The organism is Caulobacter sp. ErkDOM-E (assembly GCF_048541895.1).
Taxonomy (GTDB): domain Bacteria; phylum Pseudomonadota; class Alphaproteobacteria; order Caulobacterales; family Caulobacteraceae; genus Caulobacter.
The window spans coordinates 3236718-3253491 of record NZ_CP183331.1; the positions used below are offsets into that span (position 1 = coordinate 3236718).

Consider the following 16774-nt stretch of genomic DNA (forward strand, 5'->3'; position numbering starts at 1 on the left):
GTCCCATGACCGACACCCTGCGCCACTTCATCGGCGGCGAACGCGTCGCCTCCGACGCCCCGACCCAGAGCCTGAACCCGTCGAACACCAACGACGTCGTGGCCAATGTGCCCAACGGCGGTTCCGCCGAAGTCGACGCCGCCGTCGACGCGGCCAAGAAGGCGTTCCCGAGCTGGTCGGAAAGCTCGCCTGAGGTTCGCTCGGACCTGCTGGACAAGGTCGGCTCGACCATCATCGCCCGCAGCGCTGACATCGGCCGTCTTCTGGCCCGCGAAGAGGGCAAGACGGTTCCGGAAGGCGTGGGCGAGACCGTCCGCGCCGGCCGCATCTTCAAGTACTTCGCCGGCGAGGCCCTGCGCCGCCATGGCCAGAACCTGGAAAGCACCCGTCCGGGCGTCGAGATCCAGACCTATCGCCAGGCCGTCGGCGTGTTCGGTCTCGTGACCCCCTGGAACTTCCCGATCGCCATCCCGGCCTGGAAGGCGGCACCCGCCCTGGCCTTCGGCAATACCGTGGTGATCAAGCCCGCCGGCCCGACCCCGGCCACCGCCTCGGTGCTGGCTGACATCATGCAGGAATGCGGCGCTCCGGCCGGCGTGTTCAACATGCTGTTTGGTCGCGGTTCGATGGGCGACGCCCTGGTCAAGCACAAGGACGTCGACGGCGTCTCGTTCACCGGCTCGCAGGGTGTGGGCGCGCAAGTCGCCGCCGCCGCCGTGGCCCGCCAGGCCCGCGTGCAGCTGGAGATGGGCGGCAAGAACCCGCTGATCGTGCTGGACGACGCCGACCTGGAGCGCGCCGTCGCCATCGCTCTGGACGGCTCGTTCTTCGCCACCGGCCAGCGCTGCACCGCCAGCTCGCGCCTGATCGTCACCGACGGCATCCACGACAGGTTCGTGGCCCTGCTGGCCGAGAAGATCGCCGCCCTGCGGGTCGGTGACGCCCTCGACCCCAACACCCAGATCGGTCCGGCGGTCTCCGAAGACCAGATGGAAACCTCGTACCGCTACATCAACATTGCCGCCGGCGAGGGCGGCCGCATCGTCACCGGCGGCCAGCGCCTACAGCTGGAAAATCCCGGCTGGTACGTGCAGCCGACCCTGATCGCCGACACCGATCGCAACATGCGGATCAACAACGAGGAAGTCTTCGGCCCCGTCGCCTCGACCATCCGGGTCAAGGACTATGAGGAAGCCCTGGAGGTCGCCAACGGCGTCGAATTCGGCCTGTCGGCCGGCATCGCCACCACCTCGCTGAAATATGCCCGCCACTTCCAGCGTCACGCCAAGGCCGGCATGACCATGGTCAATCTGGCCACCGCCGGCGTCGACTATCACGTGCCGTTCGGCGGTTCGAAGAGCTCCAGCTACGGGGCCCGCGAACAGGGCTTCGCGGCGGTCGAGTTCTTCACCCAGACCAAAACCTCGTATTCCTGGTCGTAAGCCGCATGTCTTCAGCCATCTATCCCAGCCTGAAGGGCAAGCGCGTCGTCGTCACCGGCGGCGGCAGCGGCATCGGGGCCGGCCTGACCGCCGGCTTCGTGCGCCAGGGCGCCGAGGTGATCTTCCTCGACATCGTCGATGCGGACTCCATGGCCCTGGTCGACGCGCTGACGCCGAACGCGGCCATCGCGCCGGTCTACAGGCATTGCGACCTGATGGACCTCGACAGCCTGAAGGCCGTGCTGGCCGAGATCGGCGACATCGACGTGCTGGTCAACAATGCCGGCAATGACGACCGCCACAAGCTGGCCGACATCACGCCCGCCTATTGGGACAACCGCATCGGCGTCAATCTGCGCCACATGCTGTTCGCGGCCCAGGCGGTCGCGCCGGGCATGGCCAGGCGCGGCGGGGGGGCGATCATCAATTTCGGCTCGATCAGCTGGCACCTGGGTCTGGAGGATCTGGTCCTCTACGAAACCGCCAAGGCGGGCATCGAGGGCATGACCCGGGCCCTGGCCCGCGAGCTGGGTCCCGACGACATCCGCGTCACCTGCGTGGTGCCCGGCAACGTCAAGACCAAGCGTCAGGAGAAGTGGTACACGCCCGAAGGCGAGGCCGAGATCGTCAAGGCCCAGTGCCTGAAGGGGCGCCTGGTCCCCGACCACGTGGCCTCCCTGGTGCTGTTCCTGGCCTCGGACGATGCGGCCCTGTGCACGGGCCATGAGTACTGGATCGACGCCGGCTGGCGGTAGGGGTTGCCCCCTTCCCCCTTGATGGGGGAAGGGTTGGGGATGGGGGTGCTGCGGCGGTTCCGCCGGCAAGCGCCCTATCACCCCCACCCAACCCTCCCCCATCAAGGGGGAGGGCTAAGGAGATTATGCGTATGCCGACCCCCACCTGCGTCTGGGACCTGAAAGCCACCCTCGGCGAGGGCCCGATCTGGCATCGCGACGCCCTGTGGTTCGTCGACATCAAGGGCCACACCGTCCACCGCTACGATCCGGCCAACGGCGCGCAGCAGAGCTTTCCCGCCCCCGAGCAGGTGACCTTTGTCGCGCCCATCGCCGGCGAGGACGGCTTCATCGCCGGGCTGAAGAGCGGCCTGCACAGCTTCGATCCCGCGAGCGGCGACTTCGCCTTCCTGGGCGAGATCGAGCCGCCGGAACTGGACAACCGCCCCAACGATTCCACCATCGACGCCCGGGGCCGCCTGTGGTTCGGCACCATGCATGACGGCGAGGAAGCCGCCAGCGGCGCCCTGTATCGCCTGACCGCCGCCGGCGAGACGGTCAAGCAGGACGACGGCGTCTGCATCACCAACGGCCCGTGCGTCAGCCCGGACGGCAAGACCTTCTATCACACCGACACCCTGGCCAAGACGATCTGGGCCTATGACGTCGACGCCGACGGCGACCTGACGGGCAAGCGCGTGCTGGCCCGCATCGACATCGACAACGCCTGGCCCGACGGCTCGGTGGTTGATTCACAGGGCTATCTGTGGACCGCCCTGTGGGGCGGCGCGTCGGTGCTGCGCATCTCGCCGGAGGGCGAGATCGTCGACCGCATCGCCCTGCCCGCCCCCAATGTCACCAAGCCGTGCTTTGGCGGCCCGCGCCTGAAGACCCTCTATTTCACCACCGCCCGCAAGGGCCTGAGCGACGAGACCCTCGCCGCCTGGCCCGAAGCCGGCGGCCTGTTCGCCGTCGATGTCGATGTCGCCGGCCAGCCCCAATACGAGGTGCGCCTTGACCTCCCATAGTCATACCCCATTGGGCCGCACGCCCCGCCGGTTCCGCTCGCGCGACTGGTTCGACAATCCCGACCACATCGACATGACCGCCCTCTATCTGGAGCGGTTCATGAACTACGGGATCACGCCCGAGGAACTGCGCAGCGGTAAGCCGATCATCGGCATCGCCCAGACCGGCAGCGACATCTCGCCGTGCAACCGCATCCATCTGGATCTGGTCACGCGGATCCGAGACGGCATCCGCGACGCCGGCGGCATTCCGATGGAGTTTCCGGTCCATCCGATCTTCGAGAACTGCCGTCGCCCGACGGCGGCGCTGGACCGCAACCTCTCGTATCTGGGCCTGGTCGAGACCCTGCACGGCTATCCGATCGACGCCGTGGTCCTGACCACCGGCTGCGACAAGACCACGCCGGCCGGCATCATGGCCGCCACCACGGTCAATATCCCGGCCATCGTCCTGTCGGGCGGGCCGATGCTGGACGGCTGGCATGACGGCGAGCTGGTCGGCTCGGGCACGGTGATCTGGCGCTCGCGCCGCAAGCTGGCGGCCGGTGAGATCAACGAGGACGAGTTCATCCAGCGCGCCGCCGACAGCGCCCCCTCGGCCGGCCACTGCAACACCATGGGCACGGCCTCGACCATGAACGCGGTCGCCGAAGCCCTGGGCCTGTCCCTGACCGGCTGCGCGGCCATCCCGGCCCCCTATCGCGAGCGTGGCCAGATGGCCTATCGCACCGGCCAGCGGATCGTCGACCTGGCCTATGAAGACATCAAGCCCAAGGACATCCTGACCCAGAAGGCCTTCGAAAACGCCATCGCCCTGGTCGCGGCGGCCGGCGGCTCGACCAACGCCCAGCCGCACATCGTGGCCATGGCCCGTCACGCCGGGCTGGAGATCACCGCCGACGACTGGCGCGCGGCCTATGACATCCCGCTGATCGTCAACATGCAGCCGGCCGGCAAGTATCTGGGCGAGCGCTTCCACCGGGCCGGCGGCGCCCCCGCCGTGCTGTGGGAGCTGCTGCAGAACGGCCGCCTGCACGGCGACGTGCTGACCGTCACCGGCAAGACCATGGCGGAAAACCTGGAAGGTCGCGAGACGAAGGACCGCGAGGTGATCTTCCCCTACGCCCAGCCGCTGGCGCAAAAGGCCGGCTTCCTGGTGCTGAAGGGCAATCTGTTCGACTTCGCGATCATGAAGTCCAGCGTCATCGGCCCCGACTTCCGCGCCCGCTACCTGAGCGATCCGGGCAAGGAAGACATCTTCGAGGCTCGGGCCATCGTGTTTGACGGCTCCGGCGACTATCACGCCCGCATCAATGACCCGGCGCTCAATATCGACGAGCACTGCATCCTGGTGATCCGCGGCGCCGGCCCGATCGGCTGGCCCGGCTCGGCCGAGGTGGTCAACATGCAGCCGCCGGACGCCCTGCTCAAGCGCGGCATCATGAGCCTGCCCACCCTGGGCGACGGCCGCCAGTCGGGCACCGCCGACAGCCCCTCGATCCTCAACGCCTCGCCCGAAAGCGCGATCGGCGGCGGGCTGTCGTGGCTGCGCACCGGCGACACCATCCGCATCGACCTCAACACCGGCCGCTGCGACGCCCTGGTGGACGAGGCGGTGATCGCCGAACGCCGCAAGGAAGGCCTGCCGCCCGTGCCGGAAACCATGACGCCCTGGCAGGAGATCTACCGGGCCCATACCGGCCAGCTCGAGACCGGCGGGGTGCTGGAATTTGCGGTCAAGTATCAGGATCTGGCCAGCAAGCTGCCCCGGCACAACCACTGAGTCCCGGCTCCGCTCCACCGGGCAAAGGCTCGGTAGAGCGGAGAGTCAGGGCGGTGGCGACATGGCTCAACCCGCCGACGCCGCCAACAGCAGCGCCACCTGGGCCAGGGCGGCCAGCAGGGCCAGGATCAGCCCGACCCACAGCCGGGGTCCTGCCAGGGTCATGATCATCGGCCGGGTCGGGAAGTTGAAGGTCTGGGGCATGGCCGCGTGCTTGAAGGCGTGGGCCCCGGCAAAGCGCGGATCACAGACCAGTTGGGCCAGGTCCCGCCGGCTGCGATAGCGGACATAGCCCATCATCGACCATTTGGGGCAGTCCTCGATCCCCCAGGTATCGACCAGGCCCCCGACCTGCCGCGCGGCCAGGGCCGGATGGCCGCCGCGCCGGAACAGGGCCGGCAGGAACATGCGGGTATAGCCTTCCATCACCACGCGGGCGGGCTTCAGCGCGCCGGTCGCCGGATCGGCCACCGGTCCGTCGGCCATGCGGATGACGTTGAGCATGAAGAACTCGCGTCCGTCGTCCTCGGCCAGGAAGCGCTCCAGGGTCGGCAGTTCGTCGGCCCCGCCCCGACCGATGCTGGCGGCCCTCATGCGGCCGATCAGGTCGGTGACCTCGGCCGCCGACAGCGGGCCGCGCCAGTTCACATACCAGGCCAGGAACAGGGCATAGAGACCAAGGGCGACGGCCCAGACCCAGAAACTCGACATCTTGCAGACCCTCCCATAAGCCCCGAGGGCTTCAGCCCATCACGGTTTCGATCAGCACCTGGCCATCCAGGCCGGCGTCACGATGGGCGTGGATCTCGGCATAGCCCGGCGAACTGAGGATCTCGGCCATGGCCTTGAAGGACGGGTACATCATCACCGCCACCGAATCCCACGGCCCCTCGACCTCGCCGATCAACAGGCCGCGCACCTGGGCGCTGAACACCAGCTTGCCGCCCGCCTCGGCGATCATCTTGCTGACGGCCCGGCCATAGAGGGCATAGGCCTCAGCGCCGCTCAGCGTGGTCTCGCGCCCGTCGGGATAGACGGCTTGGTCGCGGAACTTCAGCAGGTTGAGCATGTAGATCGGCTTGCCGTCGTCCCGCTGAAACGCGGCGAGCTGCTGGGCCTGGGTCGGGCCGTGGGCATTGGTGACCTGCATCGGAAATCTCCGGGAACCGCCGCCCGGACCGTTCCGGGCTCATAATATGGCAATAAGCATGCCACTTGTTTACAGCCCCTGTCACCCCCGAAACCTGACCGCACGCCCTGCCCGGTACGCGCGGGTTCAAGCCCCTGACGGAATCATGCTGCGACTGGCGTCCAGCCGTTCCGCTTCAAGAAACGGCAGGGAAGACGGCCCCTCCTCCGCCAAGCATCCGCAGGGCGCATCGGTCCGTAGCTTGAGCCTCAAGACGGAGTTCCCCATGCGCGCCCTGCTGATCGCTTCGAGCCTGCTGATCCTCGCGGGGTGCGCCTCGACGGGCGCGTCCACCAGCGCTCTGAAACCCGCCGCGACGATTGACGCGGCGCGGTTCTACACCGGCACATGGTACGAGATCGGGCGACGGCCCATGTCGCTCACCGATGGCTGCGTAGCGGGCGGCACCACCTATACGCCGCGTGGCGGCGACAAGGTCACGGTGCTGGACTTCTGTCGCGCCGGCTCGCCGGCGGGCAGGCTGAAGACCATCGGCGGCCCGGCGCGCATTATGGATCCGGGGACAAACGCCAAGCTGCACGTCAGCTATCGCGTCTTCGGCCTCTTCCGGATCCCGCGCGATTACTGGGTTCTGGAGCGGGCGGACGACTACAGCTGGTTCATCTCGGCCGATCCCCGCTTCCACGATCTGTGGATCTACACGCGCGACCCTCAGCCCAGCCCGGCGCAGGTGGCCAAGCTGGTCGAACGCGCCAAGGCGCTGGGCTACGACACCCAGCTGCTGGAATTCCCCGCGACAGGATCATAGTCGGCGCCCGAGACGATCCTCAGCGGCACGCCTGCCTGAACCGGGCCTGCGCCCTCAGCCCCCCTTGCCGATCCTCGGCAGCACCTTGGTCTTCAGGATCTCCAGCTGGGCCGCCGCCATGGCCGGATTGGGGTCGTGGCCGGTGCGCGGCAGCAGCACGAAGGCCTTGTCGGGAGCCTGCAGCGTATCGAACCAGGCGCGGGCGACCTCAGGGGTCGAGATCAGGTCCTGCTCGCCCAGGATGACATAGATCGGCAGGGCGAATTTGGGGCCCAGGGCGTAGAGGTCGGTCTTCGAATACATCCCCTCGCCCTTCATGCCGACGAACTCGATGTAGGAATAGTCCTCGCCGCCCTCGTAGTCGGCCAGGGCCTTGGGGGTCTCATAGGCGGGGGCGCGGGCCATCCATTCGGTCGGCGCCGGATCGGTGCGGGCGGCCTCGTACTTGCGGGTGATGCGACGGATGATCCCGAAGTTGCGCGGATTGGTCCAGGGCGGCGGCCCCACGGTCTCGAGCTTGCCGATCGCGTCCTGGTCACCGCCGGCGCGGGCCAGCTCCAGGGTTCGGTCATAGCTGGCCTTCAGGTTGTCGGCGGAACGGGCCAGGTGCGAGGAGCCGACATAGGCGTGAAACAGGTCCGGCCGCGCCTTGGCCATGTGCGTGCCCAGGATCGAACTCCACGACCCGCCCATCAGGATCAGCTTCTGCTTGCCCAGGCGCTGGTTGACGTAGGCCGCCACCTCGATCCCGTCGTCGCGCAGGCGCTCCACCGTCAGGGACTCGCCCTCGGCGGGCGGGCTCTGGCCGAAGGTCATGCCCGCGCCGCGCTGGTCCCACTGGGCGATGACGAAGTCCTTCTCCCACGCCTGGAAATAGGGACTGGCGTAGGGGGTCATCGGATTGCCCGGCCCGCCGTGCACCATCAGGATCACCGGCCTGGAGCGGTCGTCGCCGTGGATCGTGACCCACTGCTCGATCCCGCCGATGCGCACGAAGCCTTCCTCGTGGATGGCCTTGACCGGCGCGGCGACCGCCGGCCTGTCAGGGGCCTGGGCGGTGGCGAGGCCCGGCGCGCAGGTCAGGATCAGCGCGGCCATCAGGCCCGAAAACTTCGACATCGATCCACCCCAAAAACAACCCGCGCCAGCCGTGATCGACTCGCCGCTTTCCCGAAACTCGCCTTGCGGCCTGGATACGTTAGGGAAACGTCGATCGGCGATCAAATACCGCCGCTTGCACTGGCGCAGTCACGCACGACCCGCCACATTGGTCCACGCCAGAAGCGCCCAAGCGCTCGACCGCCACCAGGAGCCTGCCATGACCGACGCCCCCGCCTATGTGCCGCCCAAGGTCTGGACCTGGAACAAGGAGAACGGCGGCAAGTTCGCGTCGATCAACCGGCCGATCGCCGGGCCCACCCATGACAAGCCCCTGAAGGTGGGTCGCCATCCCCTGCAGCTGTACTCCCTGGGCACGCCCAACGGCGTCAAGGTGACGATCCTGCTGGAAGAGCTGCTGGCCCTGGGCCATGCCGGCGCCGAGTATGACGCCTGGCTGATCAATATCGGCGATGGCGACCAGTTCGGCAGCGGCTTTGTGGCGGCCAATCCCAATTCCAAGATTCCGGCCCTGGTCGACCACAGCGGCCCCGAGCCGATACGGATCTTCGAGTCCGGCGCCATCATGATCCACCTGGCCGAAAAGTTCGGGGCCTTCCTGCCCACCGAGCCGGCGGCGCGGGCCGAGTGCCTGTCGTGGCTGTTCTGGCAGATGGGCAGCGCGCCGTTCCTGGGCGGCGGCTTTGGCCACTTCTACGCCTATGCGCCCTACAAGATGGAATATCCGATCGACCGCTACGCCATGGAGGTGAAGCGCCAGATGGATGTGCTGGACCGCCGCCTGGGCGAGACCGCCTTTGTCGCGGGTGACGAGTACACCATCGCCGACATGGCCATCTGGCCCTGGTACGGCGGCATGGCCAAGGGCCTGCTGTACGAGGCCGGCGAGTTCCTGTCAGTGCAGGACTACAAGAACGTCATCCGCTGGACCGACGCCATCGGCGCGCGCCCTGCCGTCAAGCGCGGCCGCATGGTCAACCGCGTGTTCGGCGAGCCCTCCAGCCAGTTGCGCGAACGCCATGAGGCCAGCGACTTCGACACCAAGACCCAGGACAAGGTCGAGGCGGCCAAATAGTCCGCCCGGCCCGGCGGGTCAGAGCCAACGAGTCTTCTTGAACCGCCAGTACAGGAACAGGCAGACCCCGACGATCACGCTCAGGGCCAGGGGATAGCCGAAGGTCCAGGTCAGCTCGGGCATGTGCTCGAAGTTCATCCCATAGATGCCGGCGATGGCGGTCGGCACGGCCAGCATGGCGGCCCAGGCCGCCAGCTGCCGGGTGATCACCCCCTGGCGTTGCTGTTCCAGCAGCGAGCTGACCTCGAACACCGAGGTCAGCACGTCGCGCAGCCCCTCGACCAGTGAGGCGACCCGGACGATGTGGTCGCGCACGTCGCGGAAATAGGGTTTCACCTCGGCGTCGATGCACGGCATGTCGTGATGCTCAAGCTCGCTGGCCACCTGCTCCATCGGTCCCAACAGCTTGCGGAACCGCATCAACTCGCGGCGCAGGGCGAAGATGCGCGCCACCTCTGACCGGCTCAGGAAATTGTCCAGCGCCCGCCGCTCCATCTCGGCCATCTCGTCATCGATCGCGTCGACGATCGGCAGATAGCCGTCGACAATGAAGTCCAGCACCGCATGCAGCACATAGTCGCCGCCGTGGCCCAGCAGGCGGGGTGTGGCCTCCAGGTGCTCGCGCAGGTCGGTATGGGCCCGGGCCGAGCCGTGGCGCACCGTGATCAGGTGGCGGGGCCCCACGAAGATGTCGGTCTCGCCGTACTCGATGCGCCCCTCGATCAACTGTGCGGTCTTGGCCACCACGAACAGCTGGTCGCCATAGAGATCCACCTTGGGCATCTGCCGGGCGTGCAGCGCGTCCTCGACCGCCAGGGGGTGCAGGCCAAAACGATCCTGCAGCACCGCCAGCTCGGCCTTGGTCGGCTCCAGCAGACCAATCCAGACGAACTCGCCCTCGCGCGGAACCAGGTCGTCAGGCGTATCGAGGTCCAGCGCGCGGGACCGTTTTCCATCCACATAGGCGATGGCCGCAACGACGCTCATGGACGCTCCAGATCCCGTGTGACGCTGGCGCTATGACATGAAATCACCCAGGGTCACAGCCGGCCGGCGGGGATTTCAGTTGCCGACCTGGGCGCCGCTGAAGTCGAAGCCGGGCTCGCGCTGCTTGCCGCCGCCGAACAGCCAGGTGAAGCCGACAAACACAGCCCGCACCCTTGGCTGGCGACTTGTGGTGTCGCGCAGGGTCGGGGTGTCGATGATCACCGTGTCCTCGATGGTGTTGAGCACATCCTGGCCGGTGACCACGAAGGACAGCTTGTCATTGATCTTCCGACGATAGCCCAGATTGAGCATCCTGAACGGCTCGCGATAGCCCTGCGGGGTCAGGCGACGGCCCGAGCTGATGGCGTTGAGCTGCAGGAAATCCTTCGGCGTGACCTGCCAGTTCAGATTGGCGCGGCCCGAGACCATGGTGTCCTCGCGCGTGCCCGAAAAGCCCAGATTGGCGGCGGCGATCTCGTTGCGGAAGAGGTTGCTGCTGACACTGTAGGTCAGGGTCGGGGTCAGGCGGCCATTGGCTGCCAGCTCCAGGCCGGTGCTGTTGTTCTTGCCCAGGTTTTGCTTGGTGGTCAGCAGCACGCCGCCGCCCAGATCGGTGACCACGTCGGTGACGCTCTGGGTGTTTCGGCGGTGATACAGGGTGGCCAGATAGGAGGTCTGGCCCTTGCGATACTGCCAGCCCAGCTCGAAGGCGTCGGTCTGTTGCGGCTTCAGGTCGGGATTGCCGGCCCGGTAGTTGTAGGGGTCCTGATAGACCGGATAGGGATTGAGGTCCTGCGCCTGGGGCCGCTGGATACGGCGGCTGTAATTGGCGTTCAGCGTGTTGTTTTCATTGAGGGTATGACTCAGAAACAGGCTGGGATAGACCTTGAAATCGTCATTGCTGTTCTTCTGGGCCGAGGTCAGCTGGTGGGTGTCGATATTGACCTGCTCGGCCCGCAGGCCGCCCTGCACGGTGAAATCTCCGAACGGGCGCTCATAGGTGACATAGGCGGCGAAGACGTCTTGATCGTACAGAAAGCGGTTGGTGCGCGCGGTGTCGACGACCAGGGCGCCGGGCGCGGGGCCGACGGCGCGGCGGTTGTCATAGTCGTTCTCGCCGACCTCCAAGTCGACACCGGCCTTCAGTTTCACATCACCCGGTAGCGGCTTGACGTAGTCGACCTTGAGATTGGCGCGGGTCTGGTCGATGCCGAAACCGAAGGTCTCATAGCTGTCGACGCCCGGACTGTTGCGGGTCAGGCCCCGGCCGTCGCGCGAGAAGCTGGTGACCTCATATTCGGCATGGGCGGTCAGTTCGTGGCCGGCGCCCGTCAGCTGCCGGCGCCAGTCGGCGCTGAGCGCGCCGTTGTCGCGGTTCATCTCGCCCTGGGTCAGCCGCTCATAGCTGCGCGAGACCGCGCCGGCGGCGTTGCGGGCGGAATAGAGCTCGCGGCTATCGCTATCCATGGCCATGCCGCGATAGCGCACCTCGGCGCTGAGGCGGTTTTGCTTGTCCAGATCATAGTCCAGCCCGCCGCGCAGGTTCAGGCCGTCGCTCTCGTTCTGGGAGTCCAGATCCTGGGTGCTGGGCAGAAACTGTCCACTGGTCTGATCAAGGATGGCGCGGTCGGTCTCGGAGACGAACTGCTGAACGTCGCGACGATAGCCGGCGTCGCCCGACAGGGTCAGCTTGCCCTGGCGGCGGGTCGCGCTGATCCCGCCATTGTAGCGCCCGCCCGAGCCGACATTGGCCCGCACCGAGCCGTTCACGCCCGGCTTCTGGGTCTTCTTGGTGATCAGATTGATGATTCCGGCCGAACCGTCGGGACGGAAGGCGGCGGAAGGGTTGGTCATCACCTCGACCCGGTCGATCTGGTCGGCCGGCAGCGACTGCAGGGCGTCGGCCTTGCCGTCGCCGTTGAACTGGCCCGAGGGCTTGCCGTCGATCAGGATGGTGACATTGGCGTCGCCGCGCAGGCTGACATTGCCCTGCACGTCGACCTCGACCGAGGGGACGTTGCGCAGGGCGTCGGCGATCGAGCCGGTGCGGGCCGACAGGTCATTGGCGACGCTGTAGCTGCGGCGGTCGATCGAGGTGCGCATGGCGGTAGAATCGCTGGTCACCACCACGCCCTCGATAGCTGTCGGGGCGGACTTGTCCACAGGCTTGGCGGCGGCGGGCGCCTGGGCGGGGATCGTCTGGGCCATGGCCAGGCCGGGCAGGACCATCGCGGTCGCCACGAACAGAAGTTTCAGACGCATGGACGCTCCCAGGGACCGAGCCCCGAGCGAGATCGCCCGACGCCTCAGCATTACAACTGTAAATACTACAACTGTAAATAGTTGCTAGCTGTTTCGCTGTAGACCGCGCCCCGACACCGGGATCAAATGTCTTTTCGGCAATGTTGCGCTTGGAGATGGAGTGCGGTTTTGGCGCAACGGTCAGGCGTTTGAGGCCCAGGTCAGACCTGGATGATCCGCGCGTTGTAGGAGGCCACCACCGCGTCGTGCGTCACCAGCACCAGGGCCTCGGTGAGCCCCTGGGCCACCAGCAAGCGGTCGAAGGGATCGGCGTGGATGCGCGGCAGGGTTTCGACAGCCACCGCCTGCTCGGGCGTGATCGGGACCAGGCAATAGCCCGACGCGCTGAACAGCAGTTGGGCTTCCTGCGCAGAGATCGGCATCGCGCTCGCCCCTTCGCGACCCAGCCCATGCTTGATGGCGATCTCCCACAAGGTCACGGCGCTGACGCAGACCTCGTTGGCGGGATCCAGGATCAGCGCGCGCGCCTGCTGGGAAAGGCGCGGGTCGTCGGTCAGGGTCCAGAGCGCGATGTGCGTGTCGAGCAGCAACCTCAATCCCGGGACTCCAGGAAAAGGGCGGCCACCTCGGCGTCCTGCGCCTGGGTATCAGCGGGCGCGACGAACAGACCCTTGGCGATGCCGATCCGCACGGGCGTGCGGCCGGCCGACACCATGGGCACCAACCGCGCCGCGGGCCGGCCATTGCGGGCGATCACCACCTCGTCGGTCTCACCGCTCTCGACGGCTTCAACCAACCTCGAAAGTTGCGACTTGGCGTCGTGCATGTTGACTGTACGCATGGCCGGACTCGCTATTAGCTAAGGCTAGCTAGCACAGATCGAACCCGGCATAAAGACGGCCAAAGTCGCAACCTGGTCTCACCGCTTGCGCGCTGATACCGGTAACACTAAGGTCGCGGCCAACGAGCGCTTCATCAAGGACGCTCTGGGATTGAACACGGCCTTCGGGCCACGGGGAGGAAACCAATGGCTTCAGTATCCAGCGCGGGCCCTAGCCCGGGCATGAGCGCCTACGGCGGCAAGGTCAATATGGGCTTTATCGCCGCGATCGTGGCCGTCGCCACCATTGGCGGCTTTATGTTCGGCTATGACAGCGGCGTCATCAACGGCACGCAGGAAGGCCTGGAAAGCGCCTTCAACCTCAGCAAGCTGGGCACCGGCCTGAACGTCGGCGCCATCCTGATCGGTTGCGCCATCGGCGCCTTCGCCGCCGGCCGTCTGGCCGACGTCTGGGGCCGTCGCACCGTGATGCTGATCTCGGCCCTGCTGTTCCTGGTCAGCGCCATCGGCACCGGCGCGGCCGACACCTCGATGGTATTCATCGCCTTCCGCCTGATCGGCGGCCTGGGCGTGGGCGCCGCCAGCGTGCTGTGCCCGGTCTATATTTCGGAAGTCACGCCCGCCAACATCCGCGGCCGCCTGTCGTCCGTGCAGCAGATCATGATCATCACCGGCCTGACCGGCGCGTTCGTGGCCAACTACATCCTGGCCCACACCGCCGGCAGCTCGACAGCGACCTTCTGGCTGGGCTTCCCCGCCTGGCGCTGGATGTTCTGGATGCAGGTCATCCCGGCCGCCATCTTCTTCTTCAGCCTGCTGTCGATCCCTGAAAGTCCGCGCTATCTGGTCGCCAAGGGCAAGGACGCCGAGGCCTCCAAGATCCTGTCGCGCCTGTTCGGCGAAGGTCAGGGCGACAAGAAGGTGGCCGAGATCCGCGCCTCGCTGTCGGCCGACCATCACAAGCCCAAGATGAGCGACCTGATCGACCCGATCACCAAGAAGCTGCGCCCCATCGTCTGGACCGGCATCGGTCTGGCCGTGTTCCAGCAACTGGTCGGCATCAACATCGTCTTCTACTACGGCTCGGTGCTGTGGCAGTCGGTGGGCTTCTCGGAAGACGACAGCCTGAAGATCAACATCCTGGGCGGCTCGCTGTCGATCCTGGCCTGCCTGCTGGCTATCGCCCTGATCGACAAGATTGGCCGCAAGCCGCTGCTGCTGATCGGTTCGGCCGGCATGGCCGTCACCCTGACCACGGTCGGCTACTGCTTCTTCCAAGGCTCCATGGTTGACGGCGCGCTCAGCCTGCCGGGCAATTTCGGCCTGATCGCCCTGATCGCCGCCAACGCCTATGTGGTGTTCTTCAACCTCAGCTGGGGCCCGGTCATGTGGGTCATGCTGGGCGAGATGTTCCCCAACCAGATCCGCGGTTCGGGCCTGGCCGTCGCGGGCTTTGCCCAGTGGATGGCCAATTTCGCCATCGTCGTCAGCTTCCCGGCCATGGCGGCGAGCCTTGGCCTGCCGGTCACCTACGGCTTCTACGCGCTCAGCGCGCTGGTCTCGTTCTTCTTCGTCCAGAAGATGGTTCGCGAGACGCGCGGGACGGAGCTGGAAGACATGCAGGGCTAGGCGCCCGGCTTCCACGCCGTCACGATCAGGACGCCCGGGAGGTTCCGCCTCCCGGGCGTTTTGCTGTGCGGTTTCCCCTTCCCCAAGGACCGCTCAGGTGACAGCGTTGTCCCGTGAAAATCGCGATGACACCGGTAGACATTCTCTGAAACTTGCCGCTAGGTGACCGGTAACATTCGCCAGCGCGACAGCAGTTCGCGCGGCCAGTAGCCTTGGGAAGGAACACGAAAATGGTCCAGATCAGCCGACGCGGAGCCCTGGGCTCGCTTCTGACCGGCGCGGCTGCGGCCGCTGTTCCCGCCGCCAGCCAGGCCCAGATGGGAACCCTGCCCGGTCCCGCCCCCGCCGGAACCCCGACATGGGCCAAGGGCGTCGAGGGCCAGCGCAAGGCCGATCTGGGCGACGGAACCTTCCTAAACCCGATCCTGGCCGGCGACCGGCCCGACCCGTCGATCCTCAAGGACGGCGACGACTACTACATGACCCACAGCTCGTTCGACGCCTATCCGGGCCTGCTGATCTGGCACAGCCGGGATCTGGTGAACTGGGCGCCGGTCGTGGCCAGCCTGAAGACCAATGTCGGCTCGATCTGGGCCCCCGAGCTCTGCAAGCACCAGGGCCGCTACTACATCTACCTGCCGGCCAAGTTTCCGGGCAACAACACCAGCTATGTGATCTGGGCCGACAAGATAGAGGGCCCGTGGTCCGAGCCCATCGACCTGAAGCTGCCGCGCTATATCGACCCCGGCCACATCGTCGACGACAAGGGCGCGCGCTGGCTGTTCCTGTCGGGCGGCGACCGCATCCAGCTGGCGCCCGACGGCCTGTCGACCGTGGGCAAGCCCGAGCACGTCTATGACCCCTGGCGCTATCCCGACGACTGGGACGTTGAGGGCTTCTCGCCCGAGGGGCCCAAGGTCATGAAGCGCGGCGACTACTATTACATGATCACCGCCGTGGGCGGCACCGCTGGCCCGCCGACCGGCCACATGGTCATCGTCGCCCGGGCCAAATCCCTGGCCGGCCCGTGGGAAGACGATCCGCACAACCCGGTCGTGCGCACCACCGACAATTCCGAAAAGTGGTGGTCGCGCGGCCACGCCACCCTGGTCGAGGGCCCGGCCGGCGACTGGTGGACGGTCTATCACGGCTATGAAAACGGCTTCTACACCCTGGGTCGCCAGACCCTGCTGGCCCCGGTCACCTGGACCAAGGACGGCTGGTTCACGGTCGGCGGCGGCGATCTGGCCAAGCCGATCGCCAAACCGAAGGGCGGCAAGGCCGTGCCGCACGGCATGGCGCTGTCGGACGACTTCACCACCGACAAGCTGGGCGTGCAGTGGAACTTCTTCGATCCCAAGCCGGGCGAGCAGGACCGCATGTCGCGCCAGGACGGCGTCCTGACCCTGAAGGGCGCGGGCGAAGCGCCGTCAACGGGCTCGCCGCTGATCTTCGTCAACGGCGACCAGGCCTATGAGATCGAGTGCGAGATCGACATCGACCCGGAAACCCGCGCCGGCCTGATCCTATTCTATGACCGCCAGCTCTATTGCGGCCTGGGGTTCGACGCCAAGAACTTCGTCACCCACCAGTACGGCATCGAGCGGGGGCGACCGGCCAATCCACATGGTTCGAAGATGCTGATGCGGCTACGCAACACCCGCCACATCGTCAGCTTCCATACCAGCGGAGACGGCGGCGCGACCTGGAAGCGCTTTGACCGGGGCATGGAGGTCAGCGGCTACCACCACAATGTGCGCGGCGGGTTCCTGATGCTGAAGCCGGGCCTCTACGCGGCCGGCAAGGGCTCGGCGCGGTTCCGGAACTTCAAGTACCGGGCGCTGGGGTAAAACACTCCGCCTCTTTCATCTTGTCATCCCGGCCGCAGCGAAGCGGAGAGCCGGGACCCAGGGGCC

15 protein-coding genes are annotated in these 16774 nt (G+C 66.7%); 8 read left to right on the forward strand and 7 right to left on the reverse strand.

The genetic code is table 11. The features are described 5' to 3' along the window. The first annotated feature begins 5 nt into the window (after nucleotides 1–5). From ACN2C7_RS15880 to xylD, 4 genes are all read left to right on the forward strand, one after another. Nucleotides 6–1442, forward strand: coding sequence for an aldehyde dehydrogenase family protein (locus tag ACN2C7_RS15880; protein WP_419318112.1), 1437 nt, complete (start codon nucleotides 6–8; stop codon nucleotides 1440–1442). A 5-nt stretch (nucleotides 1443–1447) separates the two neighbouring features. Continuing rightward, entirely contained in the window at nucleotides 1448–2197 is a 750-nt protein-coding gene (gene xylB / locus ACN2C7_RS15885; RefSeq protein ID WP_419318114.1) for a D-xylose 1-dehydrogenase, read from the forward strand. Nucleotides 2198–2328: 131 nt separating this feature from the next. Beyond that, nucleotides 2329–3204 (forward strand): SMP-30/gluconolactonase/LRE family protein, encoded by an 876-nt coding sequence (locus ACN2C7_RS15890; protein ID WP_419318116.1) that lies wholly within the window; start codon nucleotides 2329–2331, stop codon nucleotides 3202–3204. Then, a complete protein-coding gene (gene xylD, locus ACN2C7_RS15895; RefSeq protein ID WP_419318118.1) occupies nucleotides 3152–4987 on the forward strand; it encodes a xylonate dehydratase XylD in 1836 nt (611 codons plus the stop codon). The genes ACN2C7_RS15890 and xylD overlap by 53 nt, the downstream gene beginning before the upstream one ends. Before the next feature lie 66 nt (nucleotides 4988–5053). Here the strand turns inward: xylD and ACN2C7_RS15900 are convergent, their stop codons facing one another. After that, entirely contained in the window at nucleotides 5054–5698 is a 645-nt protein-coding gene (locus ACN2C7_RS15900) for a hypothetical protein (protein WP_419318120.1), read from the reverse strand. 31 nt (nucleotides 5699–5729) lie between these two features. Next, entirely contained in the window at nucleotides 5730–6137 is a 408-nt protein-coding gene (locus tag ACN2C7_RS15905; protein ID WP_419318122.1) for a DUF1330 domain-containing protein, read from the reverse strand. Between the two features lie 265 nt (nucleotides 6138–6402). On the opposite strand from ACN2C7_RS15905, the gene ACN2C7_RS15910 reads away from it, so the two are divergent. Beyond that, a complete protein-coding gene (locus ACN2C7_RS15910; protein ID WP_419318124.1) occupies nucleotides 6403–6945 on the forward strand; it encodes a lipocalin family protein in 543 nt (180 codons plus the stop codon). 54 nt (nucleotides 6946–6999) lie between these two features. Here the strand turns inward: ACN2C7_RS15910 and ACN2C7_RS15915 are convergent, their stop codons facing one another. Further along, nucleotides 7000–8064, reverse strand: a complete 1065-nt coding sequence (locus ACN2C7_RS15915; RefSeq protein WP_419318126.1) for an alpha/beta fold hydrolase — start codon at nucleotides 8062–8064, stop codon at nucleotides 7000–7002. Between the two features lie 199 nt (nucleotides 8065–8263). Between ACN2C7_RS15915 and yghU the strand changes: the two genes are divergently transcribed. Continuing rightward, complete coding sequence (yghU, locus tag ACN2C7_RS15920) at nucleotides 8264–9139, forward strand: glutathione-dependent disulfide-bond oxidoreductase (protein WP_419318128.1); 876 nt, start codon at nucleotides 8264–8266, stop codon at nucleotides 9137–9139. A gap of 18 nt (nucleotides 9140–9157) precedes the next feature. On the opposite strand, the gene ACN2C7_RS15925 is transcribed toward yghU, so the two are convergent. From ACN2C7_RS15925 to ACN2C7_RS15940, 4 genes are all read right to left on the reverse strand, one after another. Continuing rightward, nucleotides 9158–10126, reverse strand: a complete 969-nt coding sequence (locus ACN2C7_RS15925) for a magnesium and cobalt transport protein CorA (RefSeq protein ID WP_419318130.1) — start codon at nucleotides 10124–10126, stop codon at nucleotides 9158–9160. Between the two features lie 75 nt (nucleotides 10127–10201). Further along, nucleotides 10202–12388 (reverse strand): TonB-dependent receptor domain-containing protein, encoded by a 2187-nt coding sequence (locus ACN2C7_RS15930; protein ID WP_419318132.1) that lies wholly within the window; start codon nucleotides 12386–12388, stop codon nucleotides 10202–10204. Between the two features lie 200 nt (nucleotides 12389–12588). Continuing rightward, nucleotides 12589–12978, reverse strand: coding sequence for a type II toxin-antitoxin system VapC family toxin (locus ACN2C7_RS15935; protein ID WP_419318134.1), 390 nt, complete (start codon nucleotides 12976–12978; stop codon nucleotides 12589–12591). Nucleotides 12979–12980: 2 nt separating this feature from the next. Further along, nucleotides 12981–13229: a type II toxin-antitoxin system Phd/YefM family antitoxin gene (locus tag ACN2C7_RS15940; protein ID WP_419318135.1), complete on the reverse strand. Its 249-nt coding sequence runs from the start codon at nucleotides 13227–13229 to the stop codon at nucleotides 12981–12983. Nucleotides 13230–13415: 186 nt separating this feature from the next. Between ACN2C7_RS15940 and ACN2C7_RS15945 the strand changes: the two genes are divergently transcribed. Both ACN2C7_RS15945 and ACN2C7_RS15950 read left to right on the forward strand, forming a co-directional pair. Continuing rightward, nucleotides 13416–14858: a sugar porter family MFS transporter gene (locus tag ACN2C7_RS15945; protein WP_419318137.1), complete on the forward strand. Its 1443-nt coding sequence runs from the start codon at nucleotides 13416–13418 to the stop codon at nucleotides 14856–14858. Between the two features lie 230 nt (nucleotides 14859–15088). Then, on the forward strand, nucleotides 15089–16708 hold the full coding sequence (locus tag ACN2C7_RS15950; protein ID WP_419318139.1) for a family 43 glycosylhydrolase: 1620 nt from the start codon (nucleotides 15089–15091) through the stop codon (nucleotides 16706–16708). The last annotated feature ends 66 nt before the right edge of the window (nucleotides 16709–16774 follow it).